Raw genomic sequence first — 18049 nt, 5'->3', positions numbered from 1 at the left:
TCAGAGCATAGACCGTAAGCTTGAAAGATTCCAATTGTGATCTGTAGCTCTGTTACTGGAAAAATTTCAAAACTGTAAAAAGGATGAAAAGCCGAAATACTGGAATAGAATCCAGAAGTAAAATCCAGAAATATAATCCAGAAATACAAATCGAGAACATTAGGAGGAATATGGAAGAAAATATTGATATGAAATCTAGAGCACGAAGACGCATACTGATTGCTACCGATGGTTCAGAGACCGCAAATGAAGCCGCAGATTTTGGGATTGAAATGATCGGGTGTAGTGGTGCAAAAATCTATGCTGTTTACGTGATCGATACGTCGCCTTATCGCTCAATTCCACTGGACGAAATATGGTCAAAAGAGACGCTTGACGAATTTGAGAGAGCAGGATATGAAGCAACCTCATATATAGAGAAGATTGGAAAAGCTGCAGGAGCGGAAGTTGAATCTAGAGTACTTAAAGGACATCCGGCTGAAAAGATTTTGAACTTCGCAGAAGACAATAATATCGATATGATTATAGTAGGGTCGCTTGGAAAAAGCGGATACGAGCGCGTTTTAGTTGGAAGCGTATCTGAAAAAATCATAAGGCATGCAAAAATTCCGGTGCTGGTTGTCCGAGAAAGGCATAAGAAAGAGAAAAAGTTGATACAGGTATAATCCAGTTACATCCATAATCTGATCCTGAGCAAATAAATGAGACAACTTGATCCTTTTTAGAAACAATTTGTTTTAGAGCCGGGTCGCTAAATTAAAGAATCAGCTTAAAGCTGGGCAGATGGGGAGTAAAAGGACATGGAGAGAGATATTTACAAAAATATCCTGATTGCTACTGACGGTTCGCAGAATAGTGTGCAGGCAATAGACGCCGGAATGGAGATAGCAAGGCTAAGCAATGGGAAAGCATATGCTTTGCATGTTACTGATAAAAGCATATATATTTCAGGAAGAGAAGATCCGAAATGGATCAGGTTAATGGAAGAAAAGTTTAAGACTTTCGGACTTGAGATAACCGCTACAGTTGAAGAGGCCGCAAAAGCAGCAGGGGTTGAAGTGGAGTTCGTAATCCTTGAAGGGCATCCGGCTGAAAAGATCCTCGATTTTGCAGAAAAAAATGCCGTTGATATGATTGTGGTTGGCTCGCTAGGTAAAACCGATGTTGAACGCTTCCTTCTTGGAAGCGTATCCGAAAAAGTCGTCAGGAATGCAAAGGTTCCGGTACTTGTCGTGCACGGAAAAAGATCGTGAAAAGTACGGAAATCCAGAGTATTTAGCGAGCTAATACCAAAATTCGAAACTTTTACTTTGGAGCTTATTTTTTGAGTAATTAGTCAAGTTTCCGATTATCAGAGCAGTTATAAAAATAAAAATCGGTTAATAATAAGATTGATTCTAGTATTGCGATTCCGAAATAGGTTCATAAAACTTGATTCTTTAATAGATCCAAAGATCACGGATTTTTTCAGGAAATAAGGAATCTATTTTGGAATCGAAGCACTAGTATTAACTCAATTTTGGTATTGGCTCAATAGTAGGGCCAGAATCTGAGGGGAGTAAGTATAGAAGAGAGTAAGTATAGAAGAGAGTAAGTATGGAGGGGAGTAAGTATGGAGGGGAGTAAGTATGGAGGGGAGCAGTGAACTTAGACCCAAACCACAAAGACGAATTTTAATCGCTACTGACGGCTCAAAAGCCGCTGAAAGCGTAGTGGATTTTGGGATAGAAATTGCTAGGTGCAGTGGGGCAAAGGTCTATGCCGTATACGTCATCGATATAAGTTTTTTTGATTCAGTTCTGATGGATGAATCGTGGGTAAAAAATGCCTATGAGCAGTTTGAGAGAGTTGGCCGTGATGCAATCTGCTGCGTAGAAGGAAATGCAAAAGCTGTCGGAGTAGAAGCTACACCCATATTGCTTAAAGGAAATACGGCTGAAAAAATCCTGGATTTTTCAGAGAATCAGAAAGTTGACATGATTGTCATAGGCTCTACTGGAAAAAGCGGGGCTGAACGTTTCATGCTTGGAAGCGTATCCGAAAAAGTCGTGAGGAACTCAAAAATCCCGGTACTTGTCGTACGTGAGAGGTTTAAACCTGAAAGTTTTGTCCGTTGTGGTCAAGAAGATAAAAAAGTCTCAGCTAATATCGCATCTGAAGAGATGCAGTGAAAGCCGGAATCCAAAATCAAGACAGTTGTGTAAGGCAACCTTTTTGAGACAATCTTTTTCAAACAACCTTTTTGAAAAAAAGCTTGACCAAAAAGAAAAGGCTATGTGTGGATATGACTCCAAAAAGAAAAATTGTAGAAAGAATCTTCAGGATATACTCAGGAATGGGAGGGAAAATCAATGCTAAGTGAAAAGATGGAAGAAGCACTGAATGAGCAAATCAATAAAGAAATGTACTCGTCTTATCTGTACCTTGCTATGTCAGCGTACAGTTCGTCAGTTGGGCTTCCGGGCTTTGCCCACTGGTTTAGAATCCAGGTTGAAGAAGAAAATATTCATGCGATGAAGCTCTTTGATTACATAAACAATCAGGGTGGGAGAGTAAAGCTTAAGGAGATCAAAGAGCCACCTCTGGAGTTCGGGACAGCTATGGAAATGTTTCAGCAGACTCTGAAGCATGAACAATTTATCACCCGCTCAATTAATGAACTGGTAGAGCTTGCCAATGCTGAAAAAGACGAAGCTACAGCTTCTTTTCTGCAGTGGTATGTTGAAGAGCAGGTAGAAGAGGAAGAAAACGACAACGAAATAATTGCCAAACTGAGAGGTGTCGATAAGAATGAATATGTAATTCCCTCAGTTGATCAAGAGCTGGCAAAAAGGCTTCCTTAACCTGTCCAAGAAAAATGAAAAAAAACCGATTTAGGGAAAAGCTGTTAAAAAGACATCATGGAAGCCGTTAAAAAAGACGTTACAGAAGAAGACAACCTTTCAGTAAGGTGTTCGGTCAGGTATTAATATATGAAGCCTAAAAAGCACAATAAAATGTCAAGCAACCTGGAATTCGATATTGTGAAAAAAAGTTTTGAATGGCTCTCTGCCCAGCAAATTCAGTCCGTAAAGGAACTTTCAAGTACCTTATCCGCACATGCCCACTGGGCACTTCCGAACCCTTACATAACCCGCCTGATTGTTGAACAGGAAAACGATGGTTCCTGGAACTCTTCAATCAGGGACACTGCAAGGGCCTGCTCAGCCCTTTCAACAGAAGGAATTGTATTCATGGCTTCAGCAAGATGGCTGCTTGCCAGAAAAAGTGAAAATTCCTGGAACAGGGACGTTTATGATACAGCCTATGCCCTTGCAGCTCTTGCAGATATGGGAACTCAAGACAAAGGCGGATGCAGCTGGCTATCCGAGAACTATTGCCCTGCCTGGGAACAGGTTGGCACAACATCCCTTATAATTACAGCTCTCAAAAAGCAGGATAATCTGGCAAAGACCAAAACCTTTGAAACTTTTATCCAGGAAAAAGCCAGATGGATCCTTTCAAAAAAAGGGCCAGACGGCAGCTGGAAACATATTTCCACAAGCAACTTGGCAATTCAGGCCCTACTTCTTGCAGGCTTTAAAGATGAGGTTGAAGATTCAGTCCACTGGCTCCTTGAAAATATCCGCGAAAGTGGAGGCTGGGGAAATAAGGATGACGATATAAACGCTACTGCACTGACACTGAGTACATTGGGGCTTTATAAGAAGACTTGAAAAGAGGAAAGTTTGTCTTCGTTATTTTGCCTTCGTTATTTTATTTTTCCTTCTTTTATTTTCAGCGCACCCACACAACTGTTTTTTAATTTGATACTGCTTTTTTGCAAACATCGTTTTTGGCATTTAGATAGGACTTACTTGCTATTTCCATACTGCCTTCCATTTCAGCAATACTCATATTGAAAGTCCGGGCATAATTTAAGACGTTATTATCAAACTCGCTTCCTATAGAAATTTCATTACTGATTTTGACAACCTTCCGGTAATGCTTTCTCAAGAAGTTTTCATTGAAGTCAGAAGTGTCGTTAGATTCCGTTCTCATTTGTTTCCAACTGGAGGCCCACATAGGAGTCAGGTATATCATACCTGTACCGTTCCCACTCTGCATAACTTCGGCATAATTATCGTTGCCCCCAAGAGCTACACTGATACAATCATCCACAATCTCTCCTTTTTTATCTTTGAGAAAATAAAGAGAGCAAGGGAGATCTTTAAAGTCCTCTTCGGTGTTCCTTAGAGAGTGCCCACAGTTTCCATAAAAAATGAGAATACCATCTGAAAAAGCCGCCATTTTTCTAATATTCTGGTAGATTTCAGACCTTAAGAGTTGACAATCTGCATGCAGACCAAGCTTCAGAATATTTACAACTACAATAGTCTTTTCTTTGTTTTTTTCTTTATTCTTTTCTAGTATGTTATGAGGTGTTTTCTTAAAAAACGGAAATTTCAATAAAAATTTTAGAGGGTTCACAGATACAGAATTATTTGTCTCTTTTAAAAAAGTAGGTATACTGTCCAAAGGAAAAAGTCTGGACTGGCAATTTCTGGATTTAAGCTTTCGAACAAACCTGAAACTTTGCCTGTTTTCAACTACAATCAATTGATTTAAGTCATGGTCTTCTGAGAGGACATATGCCAGTTCGTCTTCAAGCATTTCGCAGGCAATTATGCTAAGTACAGGCGGCATCTGCTCACCATTCATTTACAAATACAAAATTTTTTCAACATTTTAATTTTTCCTAAATCTCCATTTTGAGTTCGTCATAGCAATCTTTAAAAATTTCCTGATTACCATCATCGAATTCCAAAATTTCGAAATCAAACAAATCTGCAAATTCCCTAATAGAAGCATCGAAATTTTCAGTGTATTTAAGGCCAGTATTAATCTTAGCAACTCTTTTGTAACCAATTATTTCGTGGGTCTTTTTCATTAATTTCAATGCTTTGGCAGGGTCTTTATTTAGCTTATTCAGGTCAAGTAATTCCTTCCAACCCTTGCTGTACATGGGAGTAAAGAGGTATGTTCCGGCATCACTAACACTTTTAAGTATCCTTAGATAGTTCTTGACTCCTCCCACAGTAGCCCCTATACAGTCATCTACAATTCTGTGATCTTTATCCTTAAGAATATGAACTGGACATGAGATAGAGCTACGTTCAAAATCTTTTTCAACATCTCCCAGTACGTTCCCACATAAACCATAAAAGAGCAAAATCCCCGACGAGAAAGGAGTAAGAGTCCTTATGGTCTCATATACCTTAATTTTCAACTCTTTAGGACTTCTATGAAGGCCCAGTTCCATCAGATGGATTAGAACCGTATATTTCTTACATTCACTTTTGATTTCGGAAAGCGAAGAAATCTCTTCTAGAGAAAGCATTCTATACTGAAGGTTTACTTTATCCAATTTTTCTACGAATTCCCGGATATTTCCATTGTCAACTACAATGATCTCATCAATGGAAGAGTCTTTTTCAAGAATCCAAATGATTTCATCCTGCATTATCTTGCATGAAATAATACTCATAGTGGGCATTGAAGTCTCTCCTCAGAAGTTATGCCAGAAAACCTAATTTTTTAGCAATAGATTGATTAAGCAATAGATTGATCGTAGTAATAGAATATACTTACTTACATATAAGTAAGTAGCGGCCAGGAAAAAAATCAGTCCTTCCACCCAAGGTCGGATTTAATTAGAAAAATGGATCTAACAAGCGTTTTTCTTCCTTTAATACTAGATAATTGTCTGGCACCCATTAAGGCTTCAACTACTAATTCTGCACGTTCTTCTACAGAACCAGAGAAATTAAACTCCCCTTGTTCCAGACCTATTTTAAGAACTCTGGAAATCCAGGTCAAGATATCATCCAACAGCAGCAGATTTTGCTTTTTAACTTTCTCTGGAAGTTCTTCAAAATCGAGAATTACCGAGCCTGGAGGGCAGATACTTTTGCCTTCATCAAACTCCTTCAATGCGTAATCAAAGTAGTATTCAAGCTGGTCACGGGCTGAGCCCCCAGATTCCACTATTTGAGCAATATTTGCAGCTAAATTCTTTCTGCTGTCTTCGAGCAAAGCTGCAACTAAATCTTCTTTTTTGGGATAATAGTTATGAATTGCTGCATTTTTTATTCCCAGTTTCTGAGAAATATCTTTGTAACTAAATCCATTATAACCTCTACATTGCAAAAAATTCCTTGCGTAATAGAGTATTTGTTGGTTAGTCTGGTTTATATCCTTCATAACAACACTTGTACTCATTAATGAGTTAATTGAATAGTGCTCATTCATATATAACTTGATTCCTTAATTTGTTGAAAGAAGGAGTCTGTCGTTTGTTTTTAAATATATTAACTAGAGATATATTTGATACTTTATGCTAAACTACTTTTATTCAATTAAATAATCCCTTCATTAATGTGTTTTTACAGATCCAAAAAGAGCTTCAAATTTCGCTCAAGGATATTAAAATTGCTGGGATTTTCACTTTCAACCTGTTACCATAGAGTACTTACTTATATATAAGTAAGCATTGGTTAAAGTAATTAATCACGAAATTAAATCTTGGGCAGAGCGATAAGAGCTCCGTCCTACCGAGATGGAACTCTGGGAGTAAAAAGGGCAGCATGCTCTCGAAGTACAAGTTGAGCCGCCCTCTCGAAGCGTCATTTGAGAGTTAGAGTACAGAATACAGCATTGATACCGTTCCTATTCCCAGGGGCTCAGCTACAAGCTGCACATGGTATTTTTTCCGAAGTTCGTCAGAGATTGCGCAGGGAATTCCCGGGGTGGAAAGCACGCAATTTTCCGAAAGTACGACTTCAGGAATCGTATTTGCACATGGGGTCGCCTCGAAAATAATGGAAAACTTTCTCGGATTTTCAGGGTCAAAAGAAATAATCCCGAGGTTTGAAACGGTTTTCTTAAGGAGGGTTTCGTCAGGATCATATCCGTAAACCCTGAAGCCTTTGTGCACTAAATGCGCTGCTCCGGGAAAACCTACTTTTCCGAGCCCCACAACAAGTACGTCCTTTGAATCGGCTTTCAGGTATCTCGAAGCTATCTCAGCATAGATCATACCTGTGCAGGGTTGATTGTTGGCTATTTTTCCGTTTTTGAGGTTATGCGCAAGGAAAGTATGGTCGTCTGCCATAAGGATGATTTCAGCTCCATTACGCACAGCTTCGTAATAGCCGCTAACATCCGGCATATCCGTAACAAAGCTATCAAATCCAAAATACTGCGTAATTGCATGTAGGGAAGACGAAAAGTTTCCTATTATCCCGTTTCCTGAAGTTACAGGCACGATGCCTACTTTTTCAGAGCCCGGAGAAGTACTGTAGAGAGCTTTACAGATGCCTTTTATGTCAAGCCCTGTTACTCTTTGTACAGCAGAGTCGGCTTCCTGAAGTTGCTTATTAATATTTATCAAGTCATGTGGGGTTAAAAGTGCCATTTTTATCGCCATTTCCTGTTTTGGGAAATTTAAACCTTGGATTCTTGAATCTGGGTTTTTTGAATCTCAATTTTTTTAAATTTAAGTTCTATGAATTTTAATCTCTTTTAAAACTCAGATTCTTTAAATCTGAGTTTCTTTAAATCTGAGTTTCTTCAATCCTTTTCAATTTCCTTTCTAGTCCTCGAATTTATTCCTTCACTCAACCGCTTCGACATGCTCCTTGAGAACCGAAAGTCCTTTACATTTTTTTGCCTCAGCTTCTTCCTTATCCTTACCCCAGGAAATCAGGGTAAATACCGGGTCATCTCCTCTGTAAAGTAAAATCTCAATGCCGGGTTCTTCATAAAATTTTTCGCAGTCACTACCCTTGGAAAGAACCTGTCCTCCCACAGGAACAAGAATCCCGTTTTTTCCGAGCATGAAGTGCTCGTAAATGCAGTATTTTTCGCAGATTCCTTTTATGTCAGGCCCCGTTACACTTCTGACAGCAGAATCAGCTTCATGAAGCTGATTGTTGGTATTTGTCAAATCATCTGGAGTTAAGAGTGTCATATTATCTCCATTTCCTGTTTTAGGTAATTCGAGTTTCTTTAATCCTTTTTAACTCCTTTTCCGGCTCTCTTATTTATTCCTTTATACAACCGCTCCAAAACGCTCCTTGAGAACCGAAAGTCCTTTGCATTTTTTTGCTTCAGCTTCTTCCTTGTCCTTGCCCCAGAAAATCAGGGTAAATACCGGGTTTTCTCCTTTGCAAAGAAAAATCTCAATGCCGGGTTCCTCATAGAATTTCCCGTAATCGCTGCCCATGGAAAGTACCTGTTCTCCCACAGGAACAAGAATTCCATTTTCTCCAAGCATAAGATGTTCATAAATGCAATATTTGTTTTCAGGAAAAGCCTTGATTTCCTCAATACCGTCAGTAAAGGCGTAGAAAAGGAGTTCTATCAGGTTGATCCCCGAAGAATAGTAAACGGCTGTCGGGGTCTGGCTTGGAAAACGGGCATCGATTTCGATTACCCTGAGCCCTTTTGGGCTGGAAATTGCTTCCACATCCATAATCCCTTTCAAGGAAAGATTTGCTGCAAGAGCATATGATATCTGCCTGAAAGAAGGATTAGTAGGAAGTGGAGTTACCATGTGACAGTCATAAGTTTCGTCTATATGAACCAGGGTCTCTTTTACCACGGCAAAATTACTGCCATCCCCTACAACTTCGAGAGAAACAACTTCGCCTTCCACATATTCCTCAACCAGCATGTCAGGCTCAAGGGCTTCAAGCTCTTCGTTATCGTAGATGATCCTGGCTCCCACACTGCTGCTTTCGCAGGGGGGTTTTACAAAATAAGGTGGTTCTGAAGGCCTGTCCTGCGGAGTCGGGACTCCTATGGACTTAAAATAATCTTTTGATCTTTTCTTATCCCTGCTTATCCGATAAGCTTCAAAATCGAAAAGTACCGGGCAAGAGAGTTTTTCTTTTATGGAACTCAGAAACTCAATGCAGGCGAGGTTTTCGTTTACAGGAAGCAGAGCATCAACACTTCTTGAGAGTTCAAGAAGCTTTTCAGGTTCATTTATTACATCAAAACAGTGAAATTCATCCGCGTAATTACGGATGAGGGCCTGCGGATCTTTATCTACCAGAACTACTTTCATTCCGGCTTTTTTAGATAGATATGCAGCTTCGAAGCCCTGGAGTTTCCCGCCCACAAGACAGATCGTTTTCAAGCTAGCACCCCAGGACTGCCTCAAAGTCAGCCTGCCTGGCAGGTTTCATACCCATGGTTTCAAGTCTTTGGATCACACTTTTTATGTCCCTGTCCCGTTCTTTAAGGCCACGGTCATAGTTTGCAACACCTTCCAGTTGGGAATCGGGAGGAAGGATAGAAGTAACAATGTTTGCCCCTGCGTTTAAGCGGTGAACCATGCCGTCAATGCCTTCAAGGTCAAGGGAGGCGGGGATGAGACGTTTAGGAAACATTAACCTGAGAACCGAGATTATTTTCAGTTCGGAGAGATTTGATTTATCCCTGAAACCTTCAAGCGGGGTCCCTTCCTGGGGCAGGAAGGTCATAACTCTGACCATATCAGGATCGTTTGTGCTCATTCCCCTTAAAGACAGAATAGTAGATTCGATATCGTTTCCAACGCCTGTGAGGATTCCATCTTCTACACAGTATCCCTGCTTTTTAGCAAAACGGCGTGCATTGACACGCCCATCGAACGACTGCCCAACTCTGAGTTTCCTGTAGAGTTCAGTGTCATATGTTTCCTGGTAAAGGGCAAGGAAATTTGCTCCTTTTTCCCTGGCTTTGAGAAGGGTAGCGTTGTTCATCAAGCCTGGAGAAATCATTATGGGAAGCCCAAGTTCCTCTTTTACTATCCGGACAAGCTCAACGAACCGGTTCGGATCTTCATAATAATAGGGATCTTCTCCCATGGTCAGGTCAACCATATGAAATCCTGCTCCTTTCAGGGTTTTGCAGGTTTCTTTTATTTCTTCTGTAGTCAGACGATAGCGGTTGATCTCATTTCCACAATTATAGTAGCAAAAGGAGCATTGATTTTTACAGTAAGTGGAGAAATAGATGAAACAATTAAGAAATACCCTGTTGCCAAAATAATAATCTCTTACTTTTCGCGCTGCAGAATAAAGTCTTTCCAGATCTTCTTCGGATTCAAGGGAGAGAAGAAACCTCAGGTCGTCGTCAGATAATTGATACCCTGCAATGATCTTTTCCCCTAAACTATCAAATTCACCAAGTGCCATTTTTTGGATCAAAATTTCACCCTCTCAGAGATTTTCAGATATTTACCGGCCCTACCGAGGCCGATTGCCAATTCAATCTCGCCGTTTAGCCTATTTTGTCATATTGAGTTTTTACCATCCCGTTTTTTGATTCAATATTGCCATTCTATTTTTGCCATTCGACGTTGCCATTGATACTGCCATTCGATGTTGCCATTCGATGTTGCCATTCAATATTGCAATTCTATTTTTGCTATTCGACGTTACCATTCAATACTGCAATTCAGTTTTTGCCATTCGCTGTGATATTTTAATATCTCTAATCTGTTTTTAGCTGCTCCAAGTCACTTAAAAAGGGTTTTCCAGCTTACAGGCTGGTAGAAATTCCATTATAGTAAGATTCGGATCGTGATGTCCTCTTAATGTTTTTGAAGCCGTGCATAACCTTGAGCAAGCGCTCAAGCCCGAAGCCTGCGCCGATCCAGGGTTTGTCAATGCCCCATTCCCGGTCAAGAGGAACTGGCCCGACGACTGCCGACGAAAGCTCCAGATCCCCATGCATTACATCAAGGGTATCCCCATAGACCATACAGGAATCTCCTACGATTTCGAAGTCGATTTCCAGATAGTCCAGAAACTCTTTGATAAGGGCTTCTAGATTTTCCCGGGTACAGCCTGAACCCATCTGACAGAAATTCACCATGGTAAACTCTTCCAGGTGCTCTTTGCCGTCAGACTCCTTCCGGTAACAGGGTCCGATTTCAAAAATCTTTATCGGATCTGGCAAAATCCTATCGAGTTTTCGCAGATAGTTGTAAAGAGTTGGAGCAAGCATTGGTCTCAAGCAGAGGTTTTTATCTATTCTAAAGACCTGTTTTGAAAGTTCAGTATCGCTGTTAATACCCATTCTCTCCACATATTCTGCCGGAATAACGATAGGAGACTTGATCTCCAGAAAACCCCGGTCCACGAAAAATTTCGTGATATCACGTTCGAGTTTTCCGAGATAGTCTTCCCTGTCATTGGCATAGAGCTGTTGAAAATCGTCTTTTCTTTTTGTCACCAGTTCGGACTCAAGTTCACTGAAAGACTTCCCCAAATTTAGAGAAGATTTATCCATTGGACTTAAGAGAGCCTCAACCCTATCAAGCTGGCTTCGTGTAAGTGCAGGAGCAGATGCTGATGCAGGAACAGACGAATTTGGAACTTCTTTTGCAGGTAAGGGTACAGACCCGGATGCGCTCGTTGATGCCTGTGCAGGCACAGGACTTTCCAGAGGTTTTGGAGCCCTTGAAACTGATTTCGGCATGGCTTTTTTGACCTTTGGAGTAGAAACTACCTTAACTTTTACACTGGTTTTGCTCTCGGTCGATTTTGTAAGGAAATTAGTGATATCCTCGTCCGAAACCTTACAGTATTTGCAGGTTTTCCTGTATTTGTGATGCCTGAATGCTCTGGCTGTTCTACAGCTCCTGGAATTGTTCACAACAAGATGGTCTCCGCACGCCATTTCAATATATATTTTCCTTCTTGAGACCTCGTGGTGCTTGATTTTGTGGAGCGTACCAGTCCTGGACATCCAGAGCCCGGTTGCAGATATTAAAACATCTAATGGTTTTTTGTCCATGGTGTCACCTCTGGTGTATTAAAAGCCCGGATGATTTCCAAGAAATAGTATTTCAGAATCCCAGCTTACTGAATATAAGCACGGAGCCAGCAATTTGCTGACAGCTACCCGGAAAATAGAAGCGATCCACACAACAGAAACTATATAGTCTGGAAAAAAAGTCTCCAGCTCTTATAAAAAAATTTCTGTGGAATGTTATGAATGTTATTGTATTGCCATTCCGGGATTCAGAAATATGGCGGAAACCCCGGGAATCTAACCCGGCTGAACGGATTTAGAGTCCATTCGATCTACATGATCAGGTTTCCTCCTAGGCAAAATAGATTGAACAAAGCGTTTTGCTTCCTGTGTGGTAATCTTAATTAGTAATATAAAATAATATTATTTAATATATATATTTGTTGGTGAAAATCTAAGAAAAATAGGTTCTTATTTATAAATTTATTGCCCGAGTCCCGTCTCGCCCGAATTTCGCTTCGGGAGCACGAAGCCCTTTTCGCTTCGCTCAAGAAGGCTGATAAAAGTGAGAAAATGAGGTGGGAATCCAGTTCCCACTATAGGTTATTTCGCTGTGACTTTCAGTTTCGTTATATCGATGGCGTTTTCGGGGCAGATGCCGACACAGCGGCGGCAGCTTGTTCCAAGGCATTTCTGGCTGTCGTATTTTGCGATTCTTTGGCCATCGGTTTCTACGATTTCAAGAGCGGTTTCCGGGCATTCTTTTACGCATTTTTTGCAGTAGACACACTTTTCCACCGGGACTTCGAGGATTATTCCTATTTCTTTGAGGATGGAAAGCCCGCCTGACCCGACCTCTTCTATGTCTTTGCGGACTCGCTTTTCGATGCTTATGCGCTCAAGAATTTTCGGGAGAGGAGGTAGGCCGTAGAGCTCAAGCATCTGGTCGTATGTCTCAAGGGGCATGCCCTGGGTCCAATAGGAAAGCTCGCAGAGGTAGAAATTATTGAAAGTCTCGCTGGTTGCCATCATAAGGTGGTCGGCAGTAATTTTCTTTGCAATCGCAATTACGTCATCAAGCCTTGATTTTTCCAGTACAAGTTTCCGGGCAAGCGCAAGCGAGGTATTTCCGAACTGGACAATTTTTTTTGCATACCCCGGCGCGGCTCCGAGCCTGCGGGCATCTTCAGCGTCCACATAGGCTCCGGAGGCTCCTGACATATACGCGTATTCCAGGTCTTCGTATTTGATTCCCGATTCGACGATCAGGGTCATATGGGCAGCCCGAATTGCCCCAATAGCTTTTCCGGCTTCTTCCACATCCGTCTCAGTGATCTCAATTCCAGGGCCCAGAATCAGCTTTCCGTTCGGAAGTTCAGGAGATTTCTCAATCAGCCCGCTTCTCAGTGCAAGGGCAAAAGCCGAAATAACTCCTGTGCCTGTGATCCCAACAGCCTCGCATCCATAGGACTCCTTTATCTCCCCCGTAACCGGATCGATAAGGTAAGCATTCTGTTTTTCCATTTCCCTGTCAAGAACCATAATTCTCCAGTACTGTCCTTCCGGTTTTACATCACAGATCGCGCCCGGGCTTGCGAGCATGCCTGAACTTATACCTTGACCTTCAATTGCAGGCCCTGCTGCCGCGCTTGCAGTGATAATTCTATCCCCGATTTTCAGAGCCATTTCGGCGTTTGTCCCGTAATCTGTGACAAGTGAGGGTTCGGGTTGGATAAGGAAATCGGTTTCAAGCATCATAGCCAGGGCATCGGCTCCAATCTCGTGCTTGATTGCAGGGGGCACGAGAATTTCACAGTTATGCAGGTATTTTTCCCCGAAAATCTCCGACGCAGGAAACACCCTGGCGTCTCTTTTTACATTCTGGACTCCAAGCATTTTCTGCTTATTTTCTCCTGCATAGGCCAAGTCTCTTATTTCAGAATTCTGGAAAAGGGAAAGCTGGATAGGGTTTCCACAGACTGCCAGTCGTCCCACCCTGGAAAGGTCAACATCGAACCGCAGGAACATTCTCCTAATGGTCTCGAGAATTACCGCATGAGCCACATCTTCACCTGTTGTGATTGCAAAGTCCAGGTGATCCATGACATTTCCCCCGGGAAGAGGATGACCCATGGTTATAACTGTCTTTAAGGTTTCCTTCGTTTCAAGATCAATAAGCTGGGCTCTAAAACCGCTGGTACCCAGATCAAGTGCTATTCCATACATTTTTCAGGTCCTCCAGGAGCGTATAATGTTTTTGAGGCGTCCGGCAGCATGGACTGCCCCATAAGAGGATGGGATATGATGATTTTAATTTTAGAATTCCTAATTTGACCGTAATAGGGATAAGACTATAATAATTTTAGAATTTATTAATTATATAGTTATAATTAAGGATTATATAAACTATTATTAATTACTATATAAACTATTGTTAATTGCTCGCTATAAAGTGTTAATAACTTGCTATCAAGCTACTGTTATTCTTTAAATCAGTTATTTTTCAAATCTGTTCTCTTCAAGCATATTATTTTTTACAAAGATAACCTACTGTAAACCCATCACATTTAACAGATTCAATACAAAACCCAGCGTTTTTTAGAAGCCCCTCCATAATCCAATCCAGTGTTGAAAATTCTTCCCTTATGTGGATTTCTGTCTCTTCAGCAAGTTTGTCCCCTGCAGATTTCCTAAGGTCATCTATAATTTTATTAAAGTAGCTGTCATAATCCAAAATCAGTGAAGAGAAAACAACATCACGCAAGTAGAATTTTCCGTCTTCCTTCAACATCCCGTAGATTCTTCTCAGAGCAATCATTTTCCAGTAGTCTGGAAGGTGATGTAAAGCTAGTTGAGTGACAATAACATCAAAAGGTTCATCGTAGTTCTCATATGTTAAAAACCCGGCATTATAAAATTCTATATTTGTTTTTTTCTGGCTTTCAGCCTTCNNNNTGAGTGCCAGTTCCCCTGTTCCCGTTCCGATTTCAAGAATTAAATCTGTGCCCTGAATTTTGATAAGTTCTCGAATACTATTGAATTCACTTTCAACGTTTCTCAATTTTTGCATACGTAGATCATAAGCCTGTACTTCTTCTAAATCTGCGTAATCTACGCCGATTTGTTTGAATTCATCATAATACCATTGAGGATGCTGGCTCATATTGGTTCCTTCCTTTAATACAGCCGATTACTTCAGTTCTTTGATATTCCAACTACCTCAATTTATACCCATGGTGAAAAGAATATAGCGTATGGTATTTTGCACAGGTCATAACTGTATGCAAACATTACACATGTAGATTTACAAGCATTTTTACAAGAAAATTAGGTATTTTTGAATAAACAAATGGAGAAATCGAAATGAGTGCAAGTTTAAAGAGTTCAGTTTCAGAAAACCAAATGTTGAAAAAGTCACTCCCGATAGATATAATAGTTCATTTGGAAAGTATCGGAGATCAATTCTTCCATGAAGGATAATTTGTAGGGACGTGTGGTCAATCTCGACGCTTAGAAGAGTTTCAACTTTCTTTCCATCCTCCACAGGATATAACTTGAATTCCCTTCTTTGAAAGATTTAAGCATTGAATACATGGCACATCTGCAAGACACGGGAGATACTCAATGGATGTCAGAAGGACAATTTGTAGGCACACGCGGTCAGAGTAGACATGTTGAAGGAATCTGTGTTAAAGTACTTAGAAAATAATCAAGTTGTTATAAAAACAAGACTAACTCTTTTTTTTCCATGCATAGGTTTAAACCTATGTATTAGTAAAAATGATAAATCCTTTTTATGGTGAAGCTAAAGTATAGAGCAATTTCGAATTTACAGAACTTTCAGCACAAGACCTGTCAAACTTCAGGAACAATAAAAATGCTCCTATTTGTGTTCCTAACTTCCAGGCCACAATCCGTATAAATCTGTGCAAATTTTTATAGTTTTTAATAATATAGTTTCTAACAATTGTCAACGCCGCAAATCCCCCGGCTATTTTAAGTTTTTCGTCCACCGCGTGTGAATAAAACAAATTTACTTGTTTTTAAGGATTTTTCAGCTTATTCCGGCTGTTCAATTGATAAGTTTTTATAACATAATTTTTAATTAAAGGATATAAATACATATTTATTAAATAGTATGTATTTTTAAGAATCCTATGCACCTATAAAAATAAGAGAGGGATTATAAATGGCAGAATATACCCCAAAAGAAAGATTGTACCGTGCATTAAGGAAACAGCAGGTGGACAGGATGCCAGCTGTCTGTTTCACTCAGACTGCAACTGTCGAACAAATGGAGGCTTGTGGGGCCTACTGGCCAGAAGCCCATGCCGACGCAGAGAAAATGGCGACTCTCGCGGAAGCGGCACACACTGTAGTAGGTTTTGAGGCTGTAAGAGTTCCCTTTGACATTACAGCTGAAGCCGAATTTTTTGGCTGCGGAATAAAGGCCGGCGACCTGAAGCAGCAGCCATCAGTAATTAAACCCAGTGTTAAGAACCTGGAAGATCTGGATAAAATAAGGAATTATAACCTGAAAGAAGGCAGAATTGCAGTAGTCCTTGAAGCCGTCAAGATCCTCTCCGAAAAGTATGGAAAAGAGCTTCCGATTATAGGATCCATGATAGGTCCTTTCTCTCTCGCCCAGCATATTAACGGAGACGCCTGGTTTGGAAACCTTTTCACAGGAGAAGAGATTGTCCCCTCACTTCTGGATTTCTGCTCGGATTTCAACGTAGCATATGCACAAGCAATGGTTGAAAACGGTGCAGATACCATAGCCATCATTGACCCGACAGCAAGCTATGAGCTTATTGGTGGAGAGTTCTACGAGAAGTATGCCCTTCCTTACCAGAAGAAAATTGCTGATGCGATGAAGGAACTCGACGTGGCGACAGTTCTTCACATTTGTGGAAATACAACTAACGGCCTTGGAATTATGGACAAGACCGGCGTAAATGGGATAAGTGTAGACCAGAGGGTAGACATAAAGACCGCAATTGGTAGTGTGAAAAATGCAATTATGGTTGGAAACCTTGACCCTGTAGCCGTGCTCTGGAACGGAACTCCTGAGAATATCGCAGAAGCCTCAAAGAAAGCACTTGACGCAGACGTCGGGCTGCTCACAGCTGGCTGTGGAATTGTCAGCATGACTCCTACTGCCAACCTTCAGAAAATGATTAGCTGCGCAAAAGGCCACAAGTACTGAAGATATTACTGAACATATCAGACACTGAGAGTGTACTGCGTTAAGGAAAACAGATAGCCGGTCTTAAAGCCGGCTTTATTTTTAAAGAATTATTAAGAAAACGATTTGTCCCAGGCTTATTTTTGTCCGTCTACCTGCATTTCAGGAGAAATTGAATATTCTGCCTGCTAATCTCAAAATTTTAATTAAAATATCTGTTTTAAAAGGAGTTGAAGCATAGAGTTTTGAGGGAGAAGATTGGATATATAAAAGAGATTGCAGTAGCTCAAAATTCACATATTTATACTTTTTGCTTTCATGCCCAATATTATTAAAGATCGTTATAAAAGAGATTTGCGGCACGCGGTTTTGAAGTTGTAGATTGTATATATAAAAGAGATTGCAGTGGCTCAAAATTCTAGTATTTATATTTTTTGCTTTCATATATATATCTTGAATTTTAAGAGAAAAATAGTGGGAAAAAACCTTAATTACGGCATTAGAAATTCCAAATAACCTCTATTTAAAATTTTTACGATTTTAGATTATAACAAATATAGTATTCGTTTATATAGTATAATTTTAATCTTTATTTAGGGATTAAGTCTGAATATTCAGAACAATCCCAGGCAGTTCCAACAGGTATACTGTTGGAAAATTTGGGATATAAAGCTAATTTGACTGGGAAATAAATTTGCAGTTTCCGGCAAGTAAATTCCCGGTAACAATGTCACGAGAAAGGAAATTATTCACAAAAGACCCGGACCTATTCGGGTAAAATGGCAAATGGCAGTGAATAATTTCGATTGTAGACAATTCGCATTCGTAAAGGCATTTCCTCGCGCCTAATGGCTGAAAAATAGAAGGCAGCAGGGATCTGAATCTAAAATGAGAACCCCATGCAAATGTTCTTTTTCTAGCTAGCGGAGCTTAGGTTTGTGTTTAATCATAAAGCCTTGCGAGAAAATGTCTCAGGAGACATTGTACCACCCAACGACACTGCGCAAAACTGCGAATCTCAGTGGAGGTTTACAAAAATGGCAAACCAAGAAATCTTTGATAAGTTACGCG

Annotated in this window: 18 protein-coding genes; 7 read left to right on the top strand and 11 right to left on the bottom strand. The window is 40.4% G+C overall.

Going from position 1 to position 18049, the window contains the following annotated elements:
* The first annotated feature begins 83 nt into the window (after positions 1–83).
* The 5 genes from BP621_RS15130 (at position 84) to BP621_RS15110 (ending at position 3716) form a co-directional block, all read left to right on the top strand.
* Positions 84–665 carry a universal stress protein gene (locus BP621_RS15130; protein ID WP_292391407.1) on the top strand — a complete coding sequence of 194 codons (582 nt, stop codon included), beginning with the start codon at positions 84–86 and terminating at the stop codon, positions 663–665.
* Positions 666–800: 135 nt separating this feature from the next.
* Complete coding sequence (locus BP621_RS15125) at positions 801–1253, top strand: universal stress protein (RefSeq protein ID WP_292391406.1); 453 nt, start codon at positions 801–803, stop codon at positions 1251–1253.
* Positions 1254–1628: 375 nt separating this feature from the next.
* Entirely contained in the window at positions 1629–2171 is a 543-nt protein-coding gene (locus tag BP621_RS15120) for a universal stress protein (RefSeq protein WP_292391405.1), read from the top strand.
* 180 nt (positions 2172–2351) lie between these two features.
* Positions 2352–2843 (top strand): ferritin, encoded by a 492-nt coding sequence (locus BP621_RS15115; RefSeq protein WP_292391404.1) that lies wholly within the window; start codon positions 2352–2354, stop codon positions 2841–2843.
* Between the two features lie 153 nt (positions 2844–2996).
* Positions 2997–3716, top strand: coding sequence for a prenyltransferase/squalene oxidase repeat-containing protein (locus tag BP621_RS15110; protein WP_292391403.1), 720 nt, complete (start codon positions 2997–2999; stop codon positions 3714–3716).
* Between the two features lie 85 nt (positions 3717–3801).
* Here the strand turns inward: BP621_RS15110 and BP621_RS15105 are convergent, their stop codons facing one another.
* The 10 genes from BP621_RS15105 to BP621_RS15060 form a co-directional block, all read right to left on the bottom strand.
* The gene (locus tag BP621_RS15105) at positions 3802–4701 is read right to left on the bottom strand and encodes a DUF1638 domain-containing protein (RefSeq protein ID WP_292391402.1); all 900 of its coding nucleotides are present in this window, start codon (positions 4699–4701) and stop codon (positions 3802–3804) included.
* Between the two features lie 37 nt (positions 4702–4738).
* The gene (locus BP621_RS15100) at positions 4739–5536 is read right to left on the bottom strand and encodes a DUF1638 domain-containing protein (RefSeq protein ID WP_292391401.1); all 798 of its coding nucleotides are present in this window, start codon (positions 5534–5536) and stop codon (positions 4739–4741) included.
* Positions 5537–5664: 128 nt separating this feature from the next.
* Positions 5665–6291, bottom strand: a complete 627-nt coding sequence (locus tag BP621_RS15095; RefSeq protein ID WP_292391399.1) for a TetR/AcrR family transcriptional regulator — start codon at positions 6289–6291, stop codon at positions 5665–5667.
* Positions 6292–6676: 385 nt separating this feature from the next.
* On the bottom strand, positions 6677–7468 hold the full coding sequence (gene pylD / locus BP621_RS15090; RefSeq protein ID WP_292391397.1) for a 3-methylornithyl-N6-L-lysine dehydrogenase PylD: 792 nt from the start codon (positions 7466–7468) through the stop codon (positions 6677–6679).
* Positions 7469–7654: 186 nt separating this feature from the next.
* Positions 7655–8011 (bottom strand): hypothetical protein, encoded by a 357-nt coding sequence (locus BP621_RS15085; protein WP_292391396.1) that lies wholly within the window; start codon positions 8009–8011, stop codon positions 7655–7657.
* A gap of 81 nt (positions 8012–8092) precedes the next feature.
* On the bottom strand, positions 8093–9184 hold the full coding sequence (pylC, locus tag BP621_RS15080) for a 3-methylornithine--L-lysine ligase PylC (protein WP_292391395.1): 1092 nt from the start codon (positions 9182–9184) through the stop codon (positions 8093–8095).
* 1 nt (position 9185) lies between these two features.
* Positions 9186–10238 carry a methylornithine synthase PylB gene (gene pylB, locus BP621_RS15075; RefSeq protein WP_292391394.1) on the bottom strand — a complete coding sequence of 351 codons (1053 nt, stop codon included), beginning with the start codon at positions 10236–10238 and terminating at the stop codon, positions 9186–9188.
* A 334-nt stretch (positions 10239–10572) separates the two neighbouring features.
* The gene (gene pylS / locus BP621_RS15070) at positions 10573–11832 is read right to left on the bottom strand and encodes a pyrrolysine--tRNA(Pyl) ligase (RefSeq protein ID WP_292391393.1); all 1260 of its coding nucleotides are present in this window, start codon (positions 11830–11832) and stop codon (positions 10573–10575) included.
* A 561-nt stretch (positions 11833–12393) separates the two neighbouring features.
* The gene (locus tag BP621_RS15065; RefSeq protein WP_292391392.1) at positions 12394–14016 is read right to left on the bottom strand and encodes a methylamine methyltransferase corrinoid protein reductive activase; all 1623 of its coding nucleotides are present in this window, start codon (positions 14014–14016) and stop codon (positions 12394–12396) included.
* Positions 14017–14317: 301 nt separating this feature from the next.
* A complete protein-coding gene (locus BP621_RS15060; protein WP_422656676.1) occupies positions 14318–14860 on the bottom strand; it encodes a class I SAM-dependent methyltransferase in 543 nt (180 codons plus the stop codon).
* A 522-nt stretch (positions 14861–15382) separates the two neighbouring features.
* Here BP621_RS15060 and BP621_RS17275 point away from each other — a divergent pair.
* Positions 15383–15499: a hypothetical protein gene (locus tag BP621_RS17275; RefSeq protein ID WP_394339317.1), complete on the top strand. Its 117-nt coding sequence runs from the start codon at positions 15383–15385 to the stop codon at positions 15497–15499.
* Positions 15500–15584: 85 nt separating this feature from the next.
* On the opposite strand, the gene BP621_RS15055 is transcribed toward BP621_RS17275, so the two are convergent.
* Positions 15585–15803 (bottom strand): hypothetical protein, encoded by a 219-nt coding sequence (locus BP621_RS15055; protein ID WP_292391389.1) that lies wholly within the window; start codon positions 15801–15803, stop codon positions 15585–15587.
* Between the two features lie 176 nt (positions 15804–15979).
* Here BP621_RS15055 and mtbA point away from each other — a divergent pair, with 176 nt between their 5' ends.
* Positions 15980–16999 carry a methylcobamide:CoM methyltransferase MtbA gene (gene mtbA, locus BP621_RS15050; RefSeq protein ID WP_292391388.1) on the top strand — a complete coding sequence of 340 codons (1020 nt, stop codon included), beginning with the start codon at positions 15980–15982 and terminating at the stop codon, positions 16997–16999.
* The last annotated feature ends 1050 nt before the right edge of the window (positions 17000–18049 follow it).

It is taken from the genome of Methanosarcina sp. UBA5, from assembly GCF_002505485.1.
Classification (GTDB): domain Archaea; phylum Halobacteriota; class Methanosarcinia; order Methanosarcinales; family Methanosarcinaceae; genus Methanosarcina.
This window is presented reverse-complemented; position numbering and strand designations above follow the sequence as displayed.